This window comes from Pseudomonas sp. FG13, from assembly GCF_057809755.1.
Genome location: NZ_JBMDKO010000011.1, coordinates 99,402 through 119,257 on the forward strand (window position 1 = coordinate 99,402; position 19,856 = coordinate 119,257).

Consider the following 19,856-nt stretch of genomic DNA (forward strand, 5'->3'; position numbering starts at 1 on the left):
GTGTCCGGTGCAAGGGTGAATGCAAGAATAGAGTACGCTGACCAGTCACCATTGATGAGCGCTCAGCTCCCGGTCCTCGCATCTGCGCGATTCTTTTCACTGCAGAAATCGAGGAATGCCCGCAGCTTTGGCAGGACTTGGTTTCGATGGGGAAAATAGGCAAAAAAACCCGGGCTTTCAGGCATGAAGGTGTCCAGACAAGGTTCCAGCAGCCCCTGATCAATCAAAGGTTGGACGTTGCTGGAAATGTTATAGGCCAATCCAACTCCGGACACTGCCGCAGCCAGGCTGGTCGCGGGGCCGTTGACGATCATCGGCCCCTTCACGTCTATCGCAAAGACTCTTGGTGTCCCCTCGGCATCCTGCTCCACAAAACCCCATCGATAGAGGGCGCCGCTGACCAGGCGGATGTTGATGCAGGCATGTTCGCCAAGCTGGTCGGGATGTTGTGGTTTGCCCCGCTTGGCAAAGTATCCGGGCGACCCGACCACGGTCAGGGGTGACGACCTGCCGAGGCGCACGCCCACCATGTCCTGGGCGATCATGTCGCCGATGCGGATCCCTGCGTCATAGCCTTCGGCAACGATATCGACGTAACGGTCTTCAAAGACCAGTTCCAGCTCCACTTCGGGGTATGCAGCGGTAAATCCCGGGAGCATCGGCTCGATCAGGGGCTGTGCCACGTAGGGCACGCTCAGGCGCAACAAGCCCCGCGGATGCAGGCCAAAGCGCTGCGCAGCGTCAAACGCCACTCCGATGTGGGCCATGCCGGTTTCAACCTGTTCGAGGAATACCTTGCCCGCTTCGGTCAATCCCACGGACCGTGTCGTGCGCGCCAAGAGCGGCATGCCGACACGCGCCTCGAGGCGCTTGATGCTCCAGCTTACCGCGGCAGGTGTGACACCCAGTTCCAGCGCTGCGGCGGTAAAGCTGCGCTTTTGCGCAACACGGGTAAACACAACGATTCCATCAAGGAAGTCTGCGCGCATTATTAAATACAACTTAAAAGTTCATTAAAAAATACACTTACTATTAAATAATCCGCAAGTAAAGACATCCTTTATGCTACTGACATGAAAGCGAACCCATCCCCTTCACTGATCACACGACTGACGTTTTGCCTGCTGCCGGGGCAACCGTCGTGCTCTTTACCGTAGGAAATGCCATGTCACAGACTCTCACCGAATGCAGTCAGCCCAAGTCGCAAAAGGTAAGCTTCCCGAGCGGAGACGGGTTTGTCGTTGCGAGCCTTTACCTTCCTGAGAGTTACGATTCATCGTGTCGTTATCCGGCTGTCGTGGTCGGCGGCTCGTTGAGTTCAGTGAAGGAGCAGATGGCGGGTAACTATGCCGGCGAGCTTGCCCGGCGTGGCCTCATTACTCTGGCGTTGGATTATCGCAACTACGGCGAGAGCAGCGGAGCCAAGCGCCAGTACGAGGACCAGGCATCCAAGACTGAAGATTTGTCCGCCGCGCTCATCTTCCTGAAGAGGCGCGCAGACGTCGCGGGAACGGGTCTGTTGGGCATCTGCACATCGGGCGGAACGGTCCTCTATGCGGCAGCGAAGGATCCCAGTGTGGGGGCGGTGGCCGCTGTCGCGGGTTATTTTCCTGATCCAGGGTTATTGCTCATGATGTTTGGCGGCGAAGCGGCTATCGAGCAGCGGAGGGCGGCCGGCCGTGAAGCTCGCAAGCGTTATGAGGAAACGGGGGTGATCGAGACCATTCTCGCCTACAGCCCCACCGACACGACCGCCATGAGCACCAGCCCCAGCGAGTACTACATGGACCCCTCCCGTGGCGGCGGGGTGCGGGCCTGGCGTAATGAGTTCGCGGTGATGGCCTGGGAGCCTTGGCTGGACTTCGATCCCCTTGCGCAAGCTGCGCACGTCACCGCCCCCGCGTTGATCATCCATTCGGACGGCTCGGCCTTTCCCGATCAGGCCCGCAAGGTCTATGAACGCCTGGCCGGGCCAAAGGCGTTGGCTTGGCTGGAAGGGGGGCACTACGACTTCTACGATCAAGCCAGCACGGTGCGCCAGTCCGCGGACCGGCTGGCCACTCACTTTTGCGACAGGCTTGCTTGAAGATCAGGCCTGGCCGTCCAACGCGCAGGACTTGTATCTGGTTCAATCAAGTCAGAACCACGGCGCATGATCAGCACCGAGACCTCGTAGGTGAGGACCTTTCTAGCGTGCTCGGTAAAAACTTCAACCCTCAGGACGACCCAGCCTCGGTCATTTCTTCGGGGGTGGGGCGTCGAGGTACGCACCTTGGCGACAATGCTGATCACATCCCCCGGTAGCACGGGGGACAACAGGCGGAATTTATCGAATTGTCCACCCGCGACAACGCGGGTACGCAGGTACAAGACCTCGCACATGAGGCGCTGGACGATCGCGAAGGTTTGTATCCCGCTGGCGCAGTGAACACCGAGAGGACTGTTGCGCGCCTGTTCCGGATCAATGTGCATGTCCAGAGGATCATATTCCAGGGCAAAGGCGATGATCTCCTCCTCACTCATCGCCTCAGGCCGTGATGCCGTCCACGTGGTGCCTGGCTTGAAGTCTTCCCAGAAGAGCGTTGCATGCGTCATGGGGCCAATCCCCTCACTTGCTTTTTCAAACCAGCAGTCCTCTACAAGCCGTCCTGATCTTGGAGCGCGAACTTGACCGCGGCAATGTTCAAATACCTCAGCCTTGGTGAACGTTTCGGACGTTGACAGAAGGGGGCAGGCAATCGAACGTAGTGATATCGAGCCAGGATCGCGCCGGCAACGCCACGTAGCGCGAAGCGGTGAAGGCGGTCCCGCTCTCGCATGGCGTTATGGAGAAGAGATGATACAGGCTCAATACAAGGGAACCACGTCAATCGGTTTGGTGCATGAAGCGTTGTCCGGGGCGATTCGACGTGGCCTGGATGTGCAGCCGATTCTGCAGTTCGCCCGTATTGATCCCGAGCTTCTGAATGCGCCACAGGCACGTGTCGAGGCGTCTGCTTTTTCACGTCTGTGGATCGCCTTGTCAGACCAGTTGGATGACGAGTTCTTCGGCATCGATAGTCATCCGATGCGCCGGGGAAGCTTCCAACTGATGTGTCATGCGGTCATCGGATGCCGCTCCCTGGAACAGGCGTTACAGCGCATCCTTACTTTTCTTCGAAGTATCCTCGATGATATTTACGGGACGCTGGAGATCGAGGGAGACGACGCGCGGATCGTCATTCATGACCATGGAATCGAACGCCGCCTGTACGCCTATGGCACGTGGCTGATCCTGGTACATGGCCTGCTGTGTTGGTTGGCCAATAGGAGAATTGCGCTGCAGGAGGTGCGCTTTCGACCCGCCCGTCCAGAGGACGACAGTGATTATCGGATGCGGTTTTGTGCGGACATTGAATACGGTTCGGCGACGACCTGGGTTCGCTTTGACCGGAGTTTCCTAGGCCTGAGAATTGCCCAGAACAGCAGCCACCTGTCGGCCTTTCTTCGAGAGGCGCCGGCCAATCTGTTAGTGAAGTATCGCAACGACGAAAGCCTGAGTGCCTTGATTCGACATCGACTGCGGGAACAAAGCCCTGACGACTGGCCGGAGTTGGATGCGATCGCCAAGGACCTGCGGATCTCAAGCTCGACGTTCCAGCGCCGTCTCCAGGCCGAGGGTGCCAGCTATCAACGCCTGAAGGACGATCTGCGACGGGACATGGCGATCAATCTGTTGAGCCAGGCTGAGCTGAGTGTCAGCGATGTAGCGGCGCTCACCGGATTCCAGGAGACCAGTGCGTTCCACCGCGCTTTCAAGAAGTGGACCGGCGTCAGCCCTGGGGTGTATCGCAGTAACCCCGCCGCCTCCTAGTGAGCGTTGGGCCAGTCCCATCCCCCAGCATTCGAGATGTTTCCTGTACCGCGCCCGGGGTACGCGAAAATCGCGGCGCGGGCGCTGCTTGCAACACACCGTCGGCCTCTTGATAAACGCCTCTGGCCCGCATCTGCGGGTGCTCGGCGGCCTCTGCAAGCGTCAGCACGGGCGCAAAGCAGGCGTCGCGGCCTTCAAGCAGCGAACACCATTGTGCTCGAGTGCGTGTCGCAAACAGGCGGGCCAGCTGTTCGCTTTGCTCGGCCCATTTGTCTGGATCTTCGCAACCGGACCGGACCCCGGGCGGCGCGTCGATCAGCGCCATCAACTCGGCAAAGAACCGCGGCTCAAGAGGACCCACGGAAATCTCCCGACCGTCCGAACAGGTGTAGCAGCGATAATGAGGCGCGGCGCCTGACAGCAGGTTCCGATCCCGTTCCAGGCTGATCGCGCCGCTGGGCAACAGCCCGGCAAAGAAGGTCATCATGGAAGACACGCCGTCGATGATCGCGGCGTCCACCACCTGGCCTTTACCCGAACGTTCACGTTCCCACAGCGCCGCTAAAATGCCGAAGGCCAGGAACATGGAACCGCCACCGAAGTCTCCGACCAGATTCAGAGGAGGCGGAGCGTTACCTTGCGCAGTGCCGATCGCCGCCAACGCGCCGGTGAGGGCAAGGTAGTTGATGTCATGGCCAGCGCGTTGGGCGAGTGGCCCGGTTTGCCCCCATCCCGTCATTCGCCCATAGATCAATCGCGGATTACGTGCAGTGGCTTCCAGGGGGCCCAGTCCCAGGCGCTCCATCACCCCAGGACGAAAGCCTTCGATGAGCACGTCCGCGTCTTCGATCAGGGCCAGGGATTCCTCGACCCCGCTTTCACTTCGGATATCCAGCGTGATGTGCTTGCGGCCCCTGTCGACGACCGGGTTCGGCCATCCATTTCCACCTTCACGCTCAATGCGTATGACCTGCGCGCCCATGTCCGCGAAGAGCATCGCGCAGTGTGGACCAGGACCAATGCCTGCGAACTCGATCACTCGCAGTCCCACCAGGGGACCTTGGCGCTTCACTGTTTCGTCGGGCATAAGCACTCCATTGCATGAGCTGTTCATGCAAGACGGCTGAAGATGAGGTCAGGACATGAGCGGTAGGGCGATGGGTCGCCAGGCAAGACACGGCGTCATGTTCGGCAACCTTCGCAGTCGCTGGCAAGGGTGAAAAAGTTCAACTGCCGTGACTTGTTTGGACACCCAGGGGCCAACGCGGCGTGGCGTCAGATCACCAACAGTCAAGTTGGACAGGCCAACGCCAGGCAGTGCCCGGAACGGTCAGTCACAACGATGTCCCCGGGCATGGGCCAACTTCATTTTGAATTCTAGGATGAGCCACAGGTAGCCCATCAGATTGGTGACCCCTGTGCACTTCTCCAATAAGAACAAGATCGAAGGAGACATCCTATGCAGTCGGTAAATGTCTATGCCCTCACGGGCGACTCAAAGTTCAATCGCTTCCATGGCCTTATCCTGTTCTGGTGCGTGCTCATTCTGATTATCGATGGGTATGACCTCGCTGTCGTGGGCGCCGCGCTGCCCGCCATCATGACGGACATGAACATTGATCCGACCAGCGCCGGTGTCATGGCCGGTTCCGCACTGTTCGGGACAATGCTCGGCGCAATCTTTCTCGGGACGCTGGCAGACCGCATCGGTCGACCGAAGATGGTCGCCATTTGCGTGGCGCTGTTCAGCTTTTTTACCTCCGCGGCGGGCCTCACGAGCGATCCGATCAGTTTCAGCATCGCGCGGTTCATCGCCGGGCTTGGTATTGGCGGTGTCCTGCCGATCTGTACGGCGCAAATGGGCGAGTTCTCTCCCATCAAGCTACGTACCCGCATGGTGACGTTGGTGTTCGCAGGTTATTCGGTCGGGGGCATTCTGGTGGCTCTGACCGCCAAGCAACTCATCGAAAGCCATGGCTGGCAGTCGGTTTTCTATGTAGCGGGCCTGCCGGTGTTCTTGATCCCCTTCATCTTGAAGACCATGCCCGAGTCCATCGGCAATCTGCTCAAGAAGGGGCGCCAGGACGAGCTGCGTGCAATCGCCCGGAGAATCGATCCGAGTTTGGTGATGAGCGATAACGCGGTCATGACCGGCAATGCGCAGGTATTGGACAAGCAGGACGCGCCGGTTCGAAATCTCTTTCGAGACGGCCGTGGGTTCAGCACCGTGATGATCTGGGCGGCTTTCATGACTGGTCTGTTCATGGTCTACGCCCTCAATTCCTGGCTTACCAAGTTGATGGCCATGGCCGGATTCAGCCTCGGGTCTGCGCTGAACTTCGTCATCGTCTTCAACCTGGGGGCGATAGCGGGCGCGCTCGGGGGCGGTTGGCTCAGCGACAAGCTGAACATCAAGCATGTGCTGGTCGCGTTTTATCTGATCGGCGCAATCGCGTTGACGGTGCTGGGATACACCCGGTCCACGAGCCTGTTAGTTGCAGTCGTGTTCATCGTCGGTGCATCGACCCTGGGCACGCAGCTTCTGGCGTATGCCTATGCGGGGGATTTCTACCCCTCGACCATTCGTTCCACCGGCGTTGGGTTCGCCTCCGGGGTTGGCCGGGTCGGGGCTATCGTCGCGCCGATTCTCATCGGTTGGTTGGTGTCGATCAAACTACCCCTCGAACAGAACTTCATGGCAATCAGCCTGGCCGGCCTCATTGGCGCCGCCGCCGTTTCCCTGATCAATCAGACCCGCGCCGATTCGGTCCGCGTGCGAAAGGCCACCGCGCTGGCTGGCTGACAGCTGAACGCCAGCGTTTTTTTGTGAATTCGTTATCCATGGGACAAGAGCATGAACCGCTTATCACAACCTCCACTCTCGCCTGAATTGCTGAGTCGAACGGTGGATTGGGCGATCACCACGCGTCGTAGCATGAGGGCCTATTTGCCGACCCCGGTGCCGCTTGAAGAGGTCGAAGCCATTCTCGACATCGCCCGTTTCTGCCCCACTGGCGTGAACATGCAACCGTGGCGGGTCCATGTGGTGACGGGGGCGATCAAGGATCGGCTATCCCAGGTCATCGCCCAGCTCGATGACGATCCAGCGTTGAGCCTTCATCTTGAAGACGCCTACGAGTATTACCCTCGCCACTGGGTCGCTCCTTACATCGATAGGAAAAGACAAGTGGGTTGGGAGTTGTACGGCCTGCTGGGTATCGAAAAGGGTGACAAGCAACGCATGCATCAGCAGCACGGCCGCAATTATCGGTTTTTCGATGCGCCGGTGGGCCTGTTGTTCACCATCGATCGGGTGCTTCAGAAAGGCAGCCTGCTCGACTATGGCATGTTCCTGCAAAGCGTGATGGTAGCGGCCCGTGGCAGAGGGCTGCACACCTGTCCCCAAGCCGCCTTCTTGAAGTATCACCAAGTGATCGCCGAGTTACTCGGTATCCCCTCCGATCAGATGCTGGTGTGCGGCATGAGCCTTGGCTATGCGGACGAGTCCAGCCTGGAAAACAGCCTGGTGACCGATCGAGAGCCGGTGAGCGCGTTTGCAACGTTCCATCACAATAATAAGGAGTCAATGGTATGAGTCGTGAAGCCTATGAGTACGGTCTCGACCGAAATCCTGCGAATCATCTGCCTCTCACACCGCTCGGGTTCCTGGACCGTGCGGCGCTGGTGCACCCGGGCCGAGTGGCGGTCATTCATGGCGATCTGCGAAGAACCTGGTCTGAAACCCGCGACCGCGCCTTTCGCCTCGCCTCTGCGCTGGTTGCCAGGGGAATCGGGACGGGCGACACCGTTTCGATCCTGTCGCCTAACACGCCCGCGATGTTCGAAGCGCACTACGGTGTGCCGTTATCCGGCGCGGTTCTGAACTGCGTCAATTATCGGCTCGATGCAGAGGGCGTGGCGTTCATTCTCCGCCATGCGGAGTGCAAGCTGCTTTTTGTCGATCGCGAATTTTCCGCGCTGGCCGCGGCGGCTATCGAACTGCTGGGGGAGCGCCCGACAGTCGTCGATATCAACGATCATTTGGCGCCTGTGGGCTCAGCGATCGGTGAGATCGATTATGAGTCGCTGCTGTATGAAGGCGATCCCGAGTTTGCTGGCGTTTGGCCGGTTGATGAATGGCAACCCATCGCACTCAATTACACCTCGGGCACCACCGGCGACCCTAAGGGGGTTGTCGCCAGCCATCGGGGAACGTACCTGATGAGCCTGCTGCAACTCACCAACTGGCCGGTCTCCAAAGCGCCTCGCTACCTGTGGACGCTGCCGATGTTTCATGCCAACGGATGGTGTTTTACCTGGGCGATCACGGCGGCGGCGGGTACGCACGTGTGCCTACGCAAGGTCTCTGCAGAGGCAGTGTTCGATGCCATCGACCAACACGGGATCGATCATTTCTGTGCCGCGCCCATTGTCATGGCAATGATTGCCAACTCAACGACGCGACCGCCGCTGGCGTTGCCGGTGCGGGTATTGACTGCCGGTTCTCCACCCCCCGCGGCGGTATTGAATGCGGTCGTCTCGCTTGGTTTCGATGTTGACCACGTCTACGGGATTACCGAGGTCTGTGGCACGCCTGTCAGTTGTGTATGGCAGGACGACTGGTCTGATCGCCCATCGTCTGAGCAGAGCTCACTTCGGGTACGCCAGGGTGCGCGAGCGGCGGCATTCGAAGGGTTGATGGTGGCGGATGCCGAGACCCTTGAACCGGTACCGCACGACGGTCACACCACCGGTGAGCTATTGCTTCGCGGCAATACGGTGATGATGGGCTACCTGAAAAACCCGAGTGCCAATGAAAAGGCGTTTGGCGGCGGTTGGTTCCATACGGGCGACGTCGCAGTCGTACATGAGAATGGTTATGTGCAGATCACCGATCGCTGCAAGGACGTGATCATCTCGGGCGGGGAAAATATCTCGTCCATCGAAATCGAGGACGTGATTCACGGCCATCCGGCGGTGCTGCACGCGGCAGTGGTTGCTCAACCGGACGATAAATGGGGCGAGGTGCCGTGTGCCTTTATCGAACTCAAGATCGGCGCAACGCCGCCCGGCGAGGCGGAATTGATTGCCTTCTGCCAGGAACGTCTGGCGCGATTCAAGTGCCCACGCAGGGTCGTGTTCATGGTGCTGCCGAAAACGGCAACCGGGAAAATCCAGAAATTCATTCTTCGCGAACAAGCGGGAAGCCGGGAGGCGATCGTTCGGCTGGCGTCGGGAGGGTAAGTCCTCGGCTGTAGGGCGAGAACCGATTCAGGGGGGGGCGCTACCGTGGACTTTTTGAGGTCTGTGCCTGTTTGGCTGAAGGTGTCTTGAACAAGCTGGAGAAGGCCGCGATTAGTTTAACCATTGAGCCGTCCCTGGCTCATTAGGCAACGTTGTTTAGAACTTGAAGCGTCCGACCAAGCCTCTCAGTTGACCAGAAATGTCCGTCAATCGGCCCGAACCGGTCTGCGCCGAGTGGGCAAACTCCTCGACCAGCTGCGCATCGGCATGGATCTGCGCGATGTGCCGGTTGATGTCTTCGGCCACCTGATGCTGTTCCTCGGCGGCGGTGGCGATCTGGGTGTTCTGGTCGCGGATCGAGTCCACCGAGTTGCGGATCTTGTCGAAACTGTCGCGGGCCTGTTGGATGCGTTCCACGCTGGTTTGCGACACCAGCAGGCTGTTCTGCATCTGCTGGGTCACTTCCTGGGTGCGGCGGGCCAGATTACCGAGCAGGCTGTCGATCTCGCCGGTGGAGTCGGCGGTGCGCCGTGCCAGGGCCCGTACTTCATCGGCCACGACGGCGAATCCGCGACCCTGGTCGCCGGCGCGCGCGGCTTCGATGGCGGCGTTGAGGGCTAACAGGTTGGTCTGCTCGGCAATCGAGCGGATGGTGTCGAGGATGGTGTTGATGTTCTTGCTGTCCTGCTCGAGTGCCTGCATGGTCTGGGTCGACTGCTGCAGGTCTTCGCTCAGTTTCAGCACGCTGCCGGTGGCTTCGCCGATGTGATGCTGGCCATCGTGCACATCACGGTAGCCGGTGTCCGCGCTGGTGGCGGCCTGGCTGCAGGAGCGGGCCACTTCGTTGGCGGTCGCGACCATTTCATTGAAGGCGGTGCTGACCAGCTCCACTGCCTGGCGTTGGCGACCGGCGGCTTCGTTCATGTTGGTGGCGACTTCGCTGGTGTCGGCCGCCGCGCTTTGCAAGTCGGAGGAGGCACTGCCGATTCGCTGTACCAACTGTGCAATCATGCCCAGGAACTGGTTGAACCAGCTGGCCAGGGTGGCCGTTTCGTCCTTGCCTTGTACGGAGAGTTGACGGGTGAGGTCGCCTTCACCTTCGGCGATTTCCTGCAAGCCGTTTGCAACGCCGCGAATCGGTCGCACGATGACGCTGGCGAAGCTTGCCCCAACGACCGCGAAGATCACTGCCAATACCGCTGCGATAATCGCGATCAACCAGGTGAGGCTTGAGGCCCCGGCCATGACTTCGTCGCTTTTGATCAGGCCGATGAAGCGCCAGCCCAGGCTCTTGGAGGTGACGATGTTGACCATGTAGGACACGCCATCGATCTCGACCTGGGTCATGCCGTCGCCGCTCTTGGCCAGCGCGGCATAGTTGGGGCCCAGGTCGGCGAGAGGCTTGAAGTTGTGCTTGGCGTCGCTGGCATCCACCAGCACGTTGCCGTTCCCCTCGACCAGGATGAGGTAGCCGCTTTCGCCCAGCTTGATGTTCTTGACCAGTTCGGTCAGTTGCTTGAGCGACACGTCGAGGCCGACGACGCCCACCAGTTTGCCGGCAGCGTCGGATACCGTGTGAACGATGCCGATCAGCGATATATCATCCGGCGCCCAGTAATAGGCGTCTGTGCGCACAGTCACGCCAGGCGAGGCGATGGCGGCCTTGTACCATGGGCGCACGCGTGGGTCGTAGTTGGAGATCTTGGGGTCATCCGGCCAGCTGGCATAGCCGCCATCGGCAAGGCCCACGGAAAGATAGGCGGTGGTCGGATGGCTCTTGGCGAAGCGGTCGAAGATATCCAGGATCTGTTTATTGGTTTCAGGGAGTGGCGTTTGTGCCGCGTCGGCGGCGGAATAGTTTTTCAGGTCCTTTGCCGCCACGATCCGCGGGTCCTTGGCGAAGAATTCGACGTTCTGACTGATGCCATCGAAGAACGTCTTCATGCCATTGTCGATCTGGCGGATTTCCCGGCCGCTGCTGTCGAGGAAGTTGGTTTTTGCCGCTTCGCGCAGGTTCAGCACGACGAGCACCGCCACCAGGACGACCGGAAGGCAGGCGATGGTCGCGAACGCCCATGTCAGCTTCTGTTTGATATTCATGACTTCTCCCGCGGGTATTTATAAGTGTTGGGTCGGCGGAAACAATGGCGGTGTAAGTTGCGAGTGCTGGAAAGGAAGCGCCCATGTCTACTCTCAGCCTATCGACTAAAGGCGAACAGACTTTAGAGCCGCAGGTACTTAAAGGCGTCCCGCGTCGCTAATCCACACGATAGCGACGTTCCCCATACCATGGCCGCTTGCCTGAGATGCGAGAGTGGCGCAAGTCTGATCGTCTTCAGGAAGAGGCCCTATGCCAAGCGCATTCGAGAGCGTACTTAAAAACAAGAACATGGCTTATCGGCCACTCGGCTCGCCGGGGGTGGATCAGGCGCCGACCCGCGTCGCGTTCGTATTGATGGACAATTTCTCGATGATGTCCTTCACCGGTGCGGTGGATGCCCTGGTAACGGCCAACCTGATGTGTGACATGCCCCTCTACGAGATTCTGACGGTCGGAGTGTCGGGGAGCCAGGTGACGAGTGACCTGGGGATTGTCATTTCCACTGACATCGAGTTGGCGCAATTGCCGGAAAACCAGGACGTTCTCATCGTCGCCGGGGGTTTTCGTGTAAAGCTGCAAGGTGTCCCCCTGCTGCGGCGCAAGCTGCGCGCCAATGCGGCGTCGGGGGCGATACTGGGTGGGCTGTGGAATGGGGTTTTCTTCGTTGCCGACGCCAGCCTGCTGGACGGTTTCGAATGCGCCGTTCACCCGGAAAGCCGAGCGATGATGGTGGAGGTCTTCCCTCATGTGAAGGTATCGAGCCGGGCCTATGTCGTTGATCGCGGACGGGTCAGTTGTGCCGGTGCCAACAGTTCGCTGCGCATGATGCTCCAGCTGATCCGCCAGACGGGAGGGGAGGCCCTGGTGGGGGCCATCGAGGAAATTCTGCGGTGTGACGAATCGGGCGATGCGTCGGATTTGCCGCCCGTCTTCGTCGAGACGGACCCGAGGCTGCCGGAAAGCCTCAAGCTGGCGTTGGAGTTGATGTGGCAGAACATCGAAGAGCCATTGACCATCGATGAACTGGCGGCCTGCGTGAAGATTTCCAAGCGCCAGCTGGAGCGGCGCTTCTGCAGTTTTCTCGGCGCGACCCCAACGCGTTACTACCTGGAGTTGCGCCTGACCCGGGCACGCCAGCTCATCCAGCAGACCAATCGATCGATGACAGAGGTCGCCGTGGCGACGGGCTTTGTCAGCTCCCCGCATTTTCAGCGGCGTTTCCGGGATTTTTTCGGCGTTCCGCCAGGCAGCTATCGTTCGACGTTTGGGCGGAAGCAAACGTCGGGATGAGTTCTTTGAGAAGCTGAAACCGGGCTCGCGCTCATAGGGTAGTGCGAGCCCGGTCCTGTGTTCAGGTATTCCATGTCCGAGAACTTTGCTCGGCAGCGACATTCGCACAGAGGCGAAGGGGGACGGCGTTGGGGTCAGGTCCTATCGTCCGGTTGTTCTTCAACAGGCGGGTTGTCGGGTTGCGAGGCGGTCAGGGTCGTGCCTTTGCACAAGATCTTTCCCACTTCATCGGCAATGGAACCTTCAACGATTCGCCCTTGCATCTGGTCGAGTTGGGCTTTTTCCAGAACTTCCAGGCTGTTATACATCCCCATTTGGCGAACACTGCGATTGGCACAGTCGAGTTCCACCTTTGTATAACTGTTGAAATATGCACCTTCCCGTTTCACGATGGCCTGAATGGCGGAACCGCTTTCGGTAAACGAAACAAGGGAGTACTTGGCGACCGAATCATCGTAGATGTACGGTATTTTTTGCACGTCCGCTGTTGCATGACAGGCTACGCAAAGAGCGACGAGGGGAATAACGGTTTTCATGCTTTCTTCCATGAATAAGCAAGGCGAGGGTTGGGTGGCTAAGTGAGATCATTTTGCTTGGTTTGTAACATCCAATCAATATCACATAGAGATGACACGTTGGATCGTTGGCCGGGTAACCTCATCGTAGGAACTTTCAGAGCTTAGCCTTCTTTGGTGAAAAAAAGCCTACGTTCGTCGTTTGTTAACGTGGACTATTCACAAAGGTCTGTTGGTAACGAACATGGAATGTGAGGCTTGGTCATCGTTGTAAGCGAGCCGGATGGCGCCGGCAACCAAGCCTCAGGTTTGGGAAGAACCGCGGGTGAGCCGCGCAGATCATGGCATTTGTGGCAATTCCCTGGGTTGCAGATCGAACACCAGCACCTCGGCATCCTGGCCATTGCTCAACGTCAGTACCTGTTCTTCCCGCACTCGCACGCCATCACCTTCCTGTAACGACACGCCATTGAGCTCGACGTTGCCCCGGGCGACATGCACATAGGCATAGCGATCAGGTGCCAATGTCAGGGTGGCGCTTTCGCTGCCATCGAACAGTCCGGCATAAACCCGTGCGTCCTGGCGCACCTCAAGGGAGCCGTCGGCGCCGTCCGGCGAGATGATCAATTGCAGGCGACCGCGTTTCTGCCCGCTGCTGAAATGCTCCTGCTGGTAGCGTGGCTTGGCACCGCTGACATTCGGCACGATCCAGATCTGCAGGAAGTGCACCGGCTCGTCCGCGCTGTGGTTGAACTCGCTGTGGGCCACGCCACTGCCGGCGCTCATCAGTTGCACATCGCCTGGGCGAATGACCGAGCCTGTACCCAGGGTGTCCTTGTGTTCCAGCGCGCCTTCGAGCACATAGGAGAAAATCTCCATGTCCCGGTGGGGGTGCTGGCCGAAACCCTTGGCGGCGGCCACCCGGTCATCGTTGATGACCAGCAGGTCGGAGAAGCCTTGTTGATTGAGGTCACGGTAGTTGGCGAAGGAAAAGGTGTGGAACGAGGTCAGCCAGCCGTGACGGGCGATTCCGCGGTCCGCAGCTTTGCGAAGGGTCAGCATGGTAGTTCTCCTGGTTCAGTGGGCGACGGCTTTGGCCGTTCGCCGGGGACAGAAGAAGGTTAATGGTTATGCTGCCGCTTAATAAGTAGGTGAAAAACGAAAGACTGTCACTTATAAGTGGACAATAAGCAGGCCTGCCAGCCGGTGCGGTGCGTTAACATGATGTCGAAGCCGCGTCTGGTGCGACATCGGACCTGTGGGAGCGAGCCTGCTCGCGATGGCGGTGAGTCAGCTCACGGGGTTGTTGACCATATCAACGCCATCGCGAGCAGGCTCGCTCCCACAGGGTTCATCAGGCGAGCTTGAAATTTCGCTGCGTTCCTCTGGATTTTCTTTTTGGCGTGTTAACTGATGAAAACCGTTGCAATGGTGCTGTTCCCGGATTTTTTACTACTCGACATGGCCGGGCCGATGGAGGTGTTTTCCATCGCCAACCGCTATCTTGAGCCGGATCAACGCTATCAATTACTGACCCTGGGCACTGATCGCGGCCCATTGCGGGCCTCCAACGGCGTGGCGGTCGAGGCCGACATCCACATCGACCAGGCCTGGGCGGCCTATGATGTACTGCTGGTGCCGGGCGGGCCGGGGGCCTACAACGATCGACATCCGGGGTTGCACACCTGGCTGCGGGCCGCGACGCAACGGGCCACGCGCTACGGCTCCATCTGCACCGGGGCCTTCGTGCTGGGTGAGGCGGGATTGCTTGACGGCTACCGCGTCACCACGCACTGGCATTACACCGAACGCCTGATCCGGCGTTTCCCCAAGGCACTGGTGGAAACCGACAAGATCTTCCTGCAGGACCGGCGCCTGTTCACGTCCGGCGGCGTCACCGCCGGCATCGACCTGGCATTGGCCATCGTAGCCCAGGACCATGGCCGCAAAGTGGCACTGGATGTGGCCAAGGTGTTGCTGGTGGTCATGAAGCGCCAAGGCGGGCAAGCCCAGTTCAGCCCTCTGGTGGCGGCGGTGGCGTCCCAGGAGTCGGCCGTCACCCGGGTGCAGCATTATGTGATGGAGCATCTCGAAGAGCCGTTCACCGTCGAGCGCATGGCGACGCTGGCCTCCATGAGTCCGCGGCATTTCGCCCGGATGTTCGCCCGCGAAGTGATGATGACGCCGATGGAGTTCCTGCAGGGGGCCCGTATCGACCGGGCCCGTCAGTTGCTGGAAAGCACGGACTTACCCCTCAAGACCGTAGCGTTTCGCAGTGGGTTTGGCAGCGTCCGGCACATGCGTTCTCTGTTCAGCGAAAAACTCGGCCTGACCCCAGTGCAATACCGCCAGCAGTTCAGTTGAGCCCTCCGGTGTCCGTCCAGGGCACCGTGATGTCCGTCATGCACCCTGTGCCAGCATTGTTCTCCGGTCGTGGGCTGCCAAGATAACGGCGAACCCTCTGGAAAGGATGCAAGAGAGCCGGGGCAGACGCGTTTGATGACCGCGACGCCATGCCCACACCGGTTCTTTGGCGCTGGATCACCATGAACAGTTTCGTCAAACCCGATACCGAACCGGCGGTGGGCTTCGGCCCGTTTGCCTTCTACCGGCAGCAGCGGCTCGTCACCCGAGATGGCGAACCCCTCAGCTTGGGCGGACGGGCGCTGGACGTTCTCCAGGTCCTGGTGGATCACGCCGGCAGCTATATCAGCAAGCAAGCGCTCATCGCCGAGGTCTGGCCGGACAATGTGGTGGAAGACATCAACCTGCGGGTGCACATTGCGGCATTGCGGCGGGCGTTCGGTGACGGGCGGGACGGCTGCCGGTACATCCTCAACGATCCGCGACGTGGCTATTGCTTTGCCGCGCCGCTGGCTTCGTCCAGAGGCGAAAAGCACAACCTGCCTGCACGGCTGAGCCCGGTGATCGGCCGCGATAAAGTGCTGGGCCGGTTGCTGGTCGAGGTGCCGCGCCAGGGCCTAACCACCGTGGTCGGCCCGGGCGGCGTTGGTAAGTCCACCGTGGTGCTGCGGGTCGCGGAGCTGTTGCTGGAACACTTTGACGACGGGGCGTGGTTCGTCGACCTGGCGGCCATCACCGAGCCTTGCCAGGTACGGGCGCGGATTGCTTGTACGCTGGGCCTGGCGCCCGAGGCCCTGGGCCGGCAACTCGAACATCGTCGGCTGCTGCTGGTGCTCGACGGCTGCGAACATCTGCTTGAGGCCTGTCGTGAACTGGCCTTGGCGTTGCGAGCGTCGGCACCGGGCGTGTCGCTGTTGTTGAGCAGTCGCGAGCCGCTGAACCTCACCGATGAGCGCGTCCTGCAACTGCCAGGCCTGACGGTGGCATCGCCCCTTGAGCCCGAGCATCAATTACAGGCATGCCCAGCGGTACAGTTGCTGGTGGAACGGGTTGGCGCCCGGCAGCAAGGTTTCAAACCCAGCGACCGCGACCTGGTGGCGATTGCGCAAATCTGCCAGCGCCTGGACGGTTTACCGCTGGCCCTGGAGCTGGCGGCAGCCCAGGTCTGTGTCTTGGGCGTGGCGGGTGTACTGGAACAACTGGACTTCGGACTGTCGCTCCTGAGCTTTGGCCGGCGCACGGCCGTGCCCCGTCACCGGAGCCTGGAGGCCTTGCTGGACTGGAGTTTCGAGCGTTTGAGCCCCCCCGAGCGGCTGGTATTCCAGCGCCTCGCGGTGTTCGACCGGCCTTTTACCGCCAAGGCGGCCATTGCGGTGATCAGTTGTCCGGAACTGGGTGTCGGGCAGTTGCCCTGGCTGCTGTCACGGCTGGCCCAGCAGTCTCTGTTGAGAGTCGAACCCTGCGCCAATGGGGTGCGTTTCCACTGGCTCCACACCACGCGTGCCTATGCCGTGGAAAAGCTGCGGCGCAGTGGCCAATGGCATTTGTATCATCGGCGTCATGCGCTGCAGAACGCATGGAAGCCTGTCCATTCAAGTCTCGCACCGTTGAGACAACGTCTGGAGCAGCGCGTCGGCCTCCACTAGGTCTGGGGTATCGAAGCCTTCGGTGAAGCGTCGATAGATCGGCTCGAGCAATTCTTGTGCGGCCCGTTCCCGGCCCTGGCGTTGCCATAGTCGCGCCAGGGTCGTGGCGCTGCGCAGCTCCCAGGCCAGGGCACCCTGACCGCGTGCCACGCCCAGGGCGGTCACCAGCTGTTCTTCGGCGCGCTCGTCGAGGGTCGGGTCGTTGCGTGCCAACAAGGCCTGCGCCCCGGCCCGCAGGATCTCGGCTGTGCACCAGCCCGCGGCGCCGCTATGGGCGCGATCGAGTTGCTCGGCGCTGACCTGATCGGCACGCAGGGTCACGACAATGTCCTGGATCAGACCGTTGACCGGATTCGCCTCGAGGGGCGCGTCATTGAACGCAGCGTCGTAGTGGCGGGCCCAGCTATGAAACAGCATTACCGAATGTTTGTTGGCCTGGTGTCGCAACAGATCGAGCCTTTCCCGCGCGACTGAATGATCGCCGTTGTAGCGTGCAATCACGCAACCGGCCAGCGCGAGGGTGTAGCAGATCGAGGTGCCGTGATTGATTTGCAAGGCAATTTGCAGGGCGAGATTGGCGGCCCGCCGGGCTTTTTCGGCAAAGCCTTGTAGCCAGAGTATGCGTGCCAGGGTGGTCAGCGACGCTACGCTCTGGTCGTATTGCACGCCGAAGCCGTGGGTGAAGCGGCTGAGGTGGCCGCTCTGGGCCAGGCGCTGGATGACCTGTTCGGCATCTTGTCGGGCCGCGCCCTGGTCGCCGGCAAAGTGCAGCGCCAGCACCCGCAGGCGTTGGGCGCTCAAAGACAGGAGCGGATCGCCCAGGGTGCCCAGCCGGTCGAAGTCCTGGCTTTGTTCCAGCGCCTGCTGGTAATAGCCGCAACTGAGGTTGACCGCCATGTGCCCCGACACCGCCCGGAGCTCGCCGGCGCGGTTCTGGCATTGTTGCGCCAGCTGCCGGGCGGTGACGAAGGCGCGGATCGTGGCCGGCGTACCGCCCTCGGTGTGGTAGTTGAAACTGGCGTGGGCCAATTCCAAAGCGAGGCTCAGCCTGGGGCATGGCGACGGGGCGGCCCGTAGTAATTGCAGCGCCTTATTGACGTAAAGCCCATGCTCCTTGAGCAATGACAGCTCCTGCCAGAGGGGCAGGGTGCTGGCGGTCAAGCGGATGGCCACCTGATGGGAACCGTGCGGGCCCAACCCGCGATCGAGGGCCGCGCGGATGTCATCGCGATAGGCGGCGTAGCGCGCGATCCACACTGGCGTGGCGGTGTTTTCCCAATCCTGCTCGGCTTGCTCCATCAGGGCCAGGCAGCGCTCGGCATGGCGTTCCTGGCTGGCTGCCAGTTCGCCGGCTTCGACCAGTTTTTCCAGGGCATAACTGCGGGTGGTGTCCAGCAGGCGATAGCGCACCTCTTCATCGCCGACTTCGACGTTGAGCAGGGATTTGGCCACCAGTTGGCTGATCGACACCAGCACCTGGTCGGGCGCGACATGTGGTCCGATGATCACCGCGGCTGCCGACGTCAGGTTGAAGCTGCCCATGAACGTTGACAACCGTCGCAGGCAGATCTGCTCGCACACGGTGAGCAGTGCGAAGCTCCAATCCAGCGTAGCGCGCAGGGTTTGCTGGCGCGGCGCAACGTCGCTGTCGTTGTGGAGCTGGGCGACGCTGCCTTGCAGTTGTCGGTGAAGCGCTTCCAGCCCGAAGCGGCCCACTTGCGCGGCGGCCAGTTCGATGGCCAGGGGAATCCCGTCCAGTCGCTGGCAGATGTCTGCCACCAAGGGCACCTCGCGGTCGGTCAGCTCGAAGTCGTCCTGGCTGGCCATCGCTCGCTCGGCGAACAGTTGCAGGGCCGGGTATTCGAGGGCCGGGTAGCCTTCGATGGGGGTCTCCCGGGGCGGGCAGGCCAGGGCGTCCAGGCGCTGTACGTGTTCGCCCTCGGCGCGCAGGCCTTCACGGCTGGTCGCCAGGATATGCAGGTGCGGGGCACCGCGCAGCAGGGTTTCGCAGAGCTGGGCGATGGCGTCGATCAGGTGTTCGCAATTATCGATCACCAGCAATAGATGTCGGTCCTTGAGCTGTCGCGCGATGGTCGCCAGCGGATCGCTGTCCGGCTGTGGCAGATCCAGCAGCGCGCACAGCTCCGGCATGATCGAGGCCGGCTCGTTGAGCAATGACAGGTCTAGCAGATAAGTGCCGTCGCGGTAGTGATCGATCAGCCGCTCGGCGACCCGCAGGGCCACAGTGGTCTTGCCGATGCCACCGGTCCCGACCAGGGTGATGAAGCGTTTGCGCGGCAGGTGGGTCACCAGGCTTTCCAACACCGCCTGGCGGCCGATCATCCGGTTGCGACGGGGTGGCAGGTTGTGGGTCGGTGACGCAGGCGCAATATCCGCCATGGGGGCGAGGGGCGCGGTCGACACCGGCGCGACAAAACTGTAGCCGCGCTGGGCCACGGTGACGATGTAACGCTGCCCGGCCTGGCCATCCCCCAGCGCCTTGCGCAATGCCGCGACATGCACTCGCAGGTTGGTGTCTTCCACGACACTCCTGGGCCAGACACGGGCGATCAGCTGTTGCTTGCTCACCACCTCTCCGGCGTGCTCGAGCAGCACCAGCAGGATCTCTACCGCCCGTCGCCCAAGGCGCAACGGCTGCCCGCCCTCCAGCACCAAGCGCTGGCGAGGATGGACGTGGTAAGGGCCGAAATGCACGGTCTGTTCGACGGGCAGGGCGCTGGGGTGGTTCATCGTGTTCTCAACGTCTGGTCTGGTGCAAAAGGCATATCCGAGCATATTCCTCAGGTTTGGCTTCAGGTGCAACGGTTAGAGCCTTCTCTCAT

General features: G+C 60.6%; 14 protein-coding genes and 2 pseudogenes. 8 read left to right on the forward strand and 8 right to left on the reverse strand.

Features of this window, described 5'->3' with window-relative positions:
- Positions 1-62: 62 nt before the first annotated feature.
- On the reverse strand, positions 63-959 hold the full coding sequence (locus tag ACODTO_RS12375) for a LysR family transcriptional regulator (protein ID WP_217505420.1): 897 nt from the start codon (positions 957-959) through the stop codon (positions 63-65).
- Positions 960-1,165: 206 nt separating this feature from the next.
- On the opposite strand from ACODTO_RS12375, the gene ACODTO_RS12380 reads away from it, so the two are divergent.
- Positions 1,166-2,086 (forward strand): alpha/beta hydrolase, encoded by a 921-nt coding sequence (locus ACODTO_RS12380; RefSeq protein WP_489106506.1) that lies wholly within the window; start codon positions 1,166-1,168, stop codon positions 2,084-2,086.
- Here the strand turns inward: ACODTO_RS12380 and ACODTO_RS12385 are convergent.
- Positions 2,062-2,595 carry a MaoC/PaaZ C-terminal domain-containing protein gene (locus tag ACODTO_RS12385; protein ID WP_175385604.1) on the reverse strand — a complete coding sequence of 178 codons (534 nt, stop codon included), beginning with the start codon at positions 2,593-2,595 and terminating at the stop codon, positions 2,062-2,064. The two genes, ACODTO_RS12380 and ACODTO_RS12385, sit on opposite strands and share 25 nt — an antisense overlap.
- A 325-nt stretch (positions 2,596-2,920) precedes the next feature.
- Between ACODTO_RS12385 and ACODTO_RS12390 the strand changes: the two genes are divergently transcribed.
- Positions 2,921-3,853, forward strand: a complete 933-nt coding sequence (locus tag ACODTO_RS12390) for an AraC family transcriptional regulator (RefSeq protein WP_489106507.1) — start codon at positions 2,921-2,923, stop codon at positions 3,851-3,853.
- On the opposite strand, the gene ACODTO_RS12395 is transcribed toward ACODTO_RS12390, so the two are convergent.
- Positions 3,813-4,940 carry a CaiB/BaiF CoA transferase family protein gene (locus ACODTO_RS12395; RefSeq protein WP_489106508.1) on the reverse strand — a complete coding sequence of 376 codons (1,128 nt, stop codon included), beginning with the start codon at positions 4,938-4,940 and terminating at the stop codon, positions 3,813-3,815. The genes ACODTO_RS12390 and ACODTO_RS12395 overlap by 41 nt on opposite strands.
- A gap of 372 nt (positions 4,941-5,312) precedes the next feature.
- Here ACODTO_RS12395 and ACODTO_RS12400 point away from each other — a divergent pair, with 372 nt between their 5' ends.
- The 3 genes from ACODTO_RS12400 to ACODTO_RS12410 are packed head-to-tail and all read left to right on the forward strand — an operon-like array spanning position 5,313 to position 9,097.
- Positions 5,313-6,656, forward strand: a complete 1,344-nt coding sequence (locus tag ACODTO_RS12400; RefSeq protein WP_139643884.1) for an MFS transporter — start codon at positions 5,313-5,315, stop codon at positions 6,654-6,656.
- A gap of 51 nt (positions 6,657-6,707) precedes the next feature.
- Complete coding sequence (locus tag ACODTO_RS12405; RefSeq protein WP_489106509.1) at positions 6,708-7,448, forward strand: nitroreductase; 741 nt, start codon at positions 6,708-6,710, stop codon at positions 7,446-7,448.
- The gene (locus tag ACODTO_RS12410; protein WP_489106510.1) at positions 7,445-9,097 is read left to right on the forward strand and encodes an AMP-binding protein; all 1,653 of its coding nucleotides are present in this window, start codon (positions 7,445-7,447) and stop codon (positions 9,095-9,097) included. The genes ACODTO_RS12405 and ACODTO_RS12410 overlap by 4 nt, the downstream gene beginning before the upstream one ends.
- A 156-nt stretch (positions 9,098-9,253) precedes the next feature.
- Here ACODTO_RS12410 and ACODTO_RS12415 read toward each other — a convergent pair.
- Both ACODTO_RS12415 and ACODTO_RS12420 read right to left on the reverse strand, forming a co-directional pair.
- Positions 9,254-9,790: pseudogene (locus ACODTO_RS12415) on the reverse strand (methyl-accepting chemotaxis protein); the annotation flags it as partial.
- 324 nt (positions 9,791-10,114) lie between these two features.
- Positions 10,115-11,197 (reverse strand): annotated as a pseudogene (locus ACODTO_RS12420) (cache domain-containing protein); the annotation flags it as partial.
- Positions 11,198-11,447: 250 nt separating this feature from the next.
- Here ACODTO_RS12420 and ACODTO_RS12425 point away from each other — a divergent pair.
- Positions 11,448-12,488: a GlxA family transcriptional regulator gene (locus ACODTO_RS12425; RefSeq protein ID WP_175385598.1), complete on the forward strand. Its 1,041-nt coding sequence runs from the start codon at positions 11,448-11,450 to the stop codon at positions 12,486-12,488.
- A gap of 134 nt (positions 12,489-12,622) precedes the next feature.
- Here ACODTO_RS12425 and ACODTO_RS12430 read toward each other — a convergent pair whose 3' ends face one another.
- Both ACODTO_RS12430 and ACODTO_RS12435 read right to left on the reverse strand, forming a co-directional pair.
- A complete protein-coding gene (locus ACODTO_RS12430; protein WP_175385597.1) occupies positions 12,623-13,024 on the reverse strand; it encodes a hypothetical protein in 402 nt (133 codons plus the stop codon).
- A 318-nt stretch (positions 13,025-13,342) separates the two neighbouring features.
- Positions 13,343-14,065, reverse strand: coding sequence for a pirin family protein (locus ACODTO_RS12435; RefSeq protein ID WP_175362075.1), 723 nt, complete (start codon positions 14,063-14,065; stop codon positions 13,343-13,345).
- Positions 14,066-14,416: 351 nt separating this feature from the next.
- Here ACODTO_RS12435 and ACODTO_RS12440 point away from each other — a divergent pair, with 351 nt between their 5' ends.
- Both ACODTO_RS12440 and ACODTO_RS12445 read left to right on the forward strand, forming a co-directional pair.
- Complete coding sequence (locus ACODTO_RS12440; RefSeq protein ID WP_139643863.1) at positions 14,417-15,367, forward strand: GlxA family transcriptional regulator; 951 nt, start codon at positions 14,417-14,419, stop codon at positions 15,365-15,367.
- Positions 15,368-15,549: 182 nt separating this feature from the next.
- A complete protein-coding gene (locus ACODTO_RS12445) occupies positions 15,550-17,013 on the forward strand; it encodes an ATP-binding protein (protein WP_139643861.1) in 1,464 nt (487 codons plus the stop codon).
- On the opposite strand, the gene ACODTO_RS12450 is transcribed toward ACODTO_RS12445, so the two are convergent.
- Positions 16,960-19,764: an ATP-binding protein gene (locus ACODTO_RS12450; RefSeq protein ID WP_489106511.1), complete on the reverse strand. Its 2,805-nt coding sequence runs from the start codon at positions 19,762-19,764 to the stop codon at positions 16,960-16,962. The two genes, ACODTO_RS12445 and ACODTO_RS12450, sit on opposite strands and share 54 nt — an antisense overlap.
- Positions 19,765-19,856 lie beyond the last annotated feature (92 nt).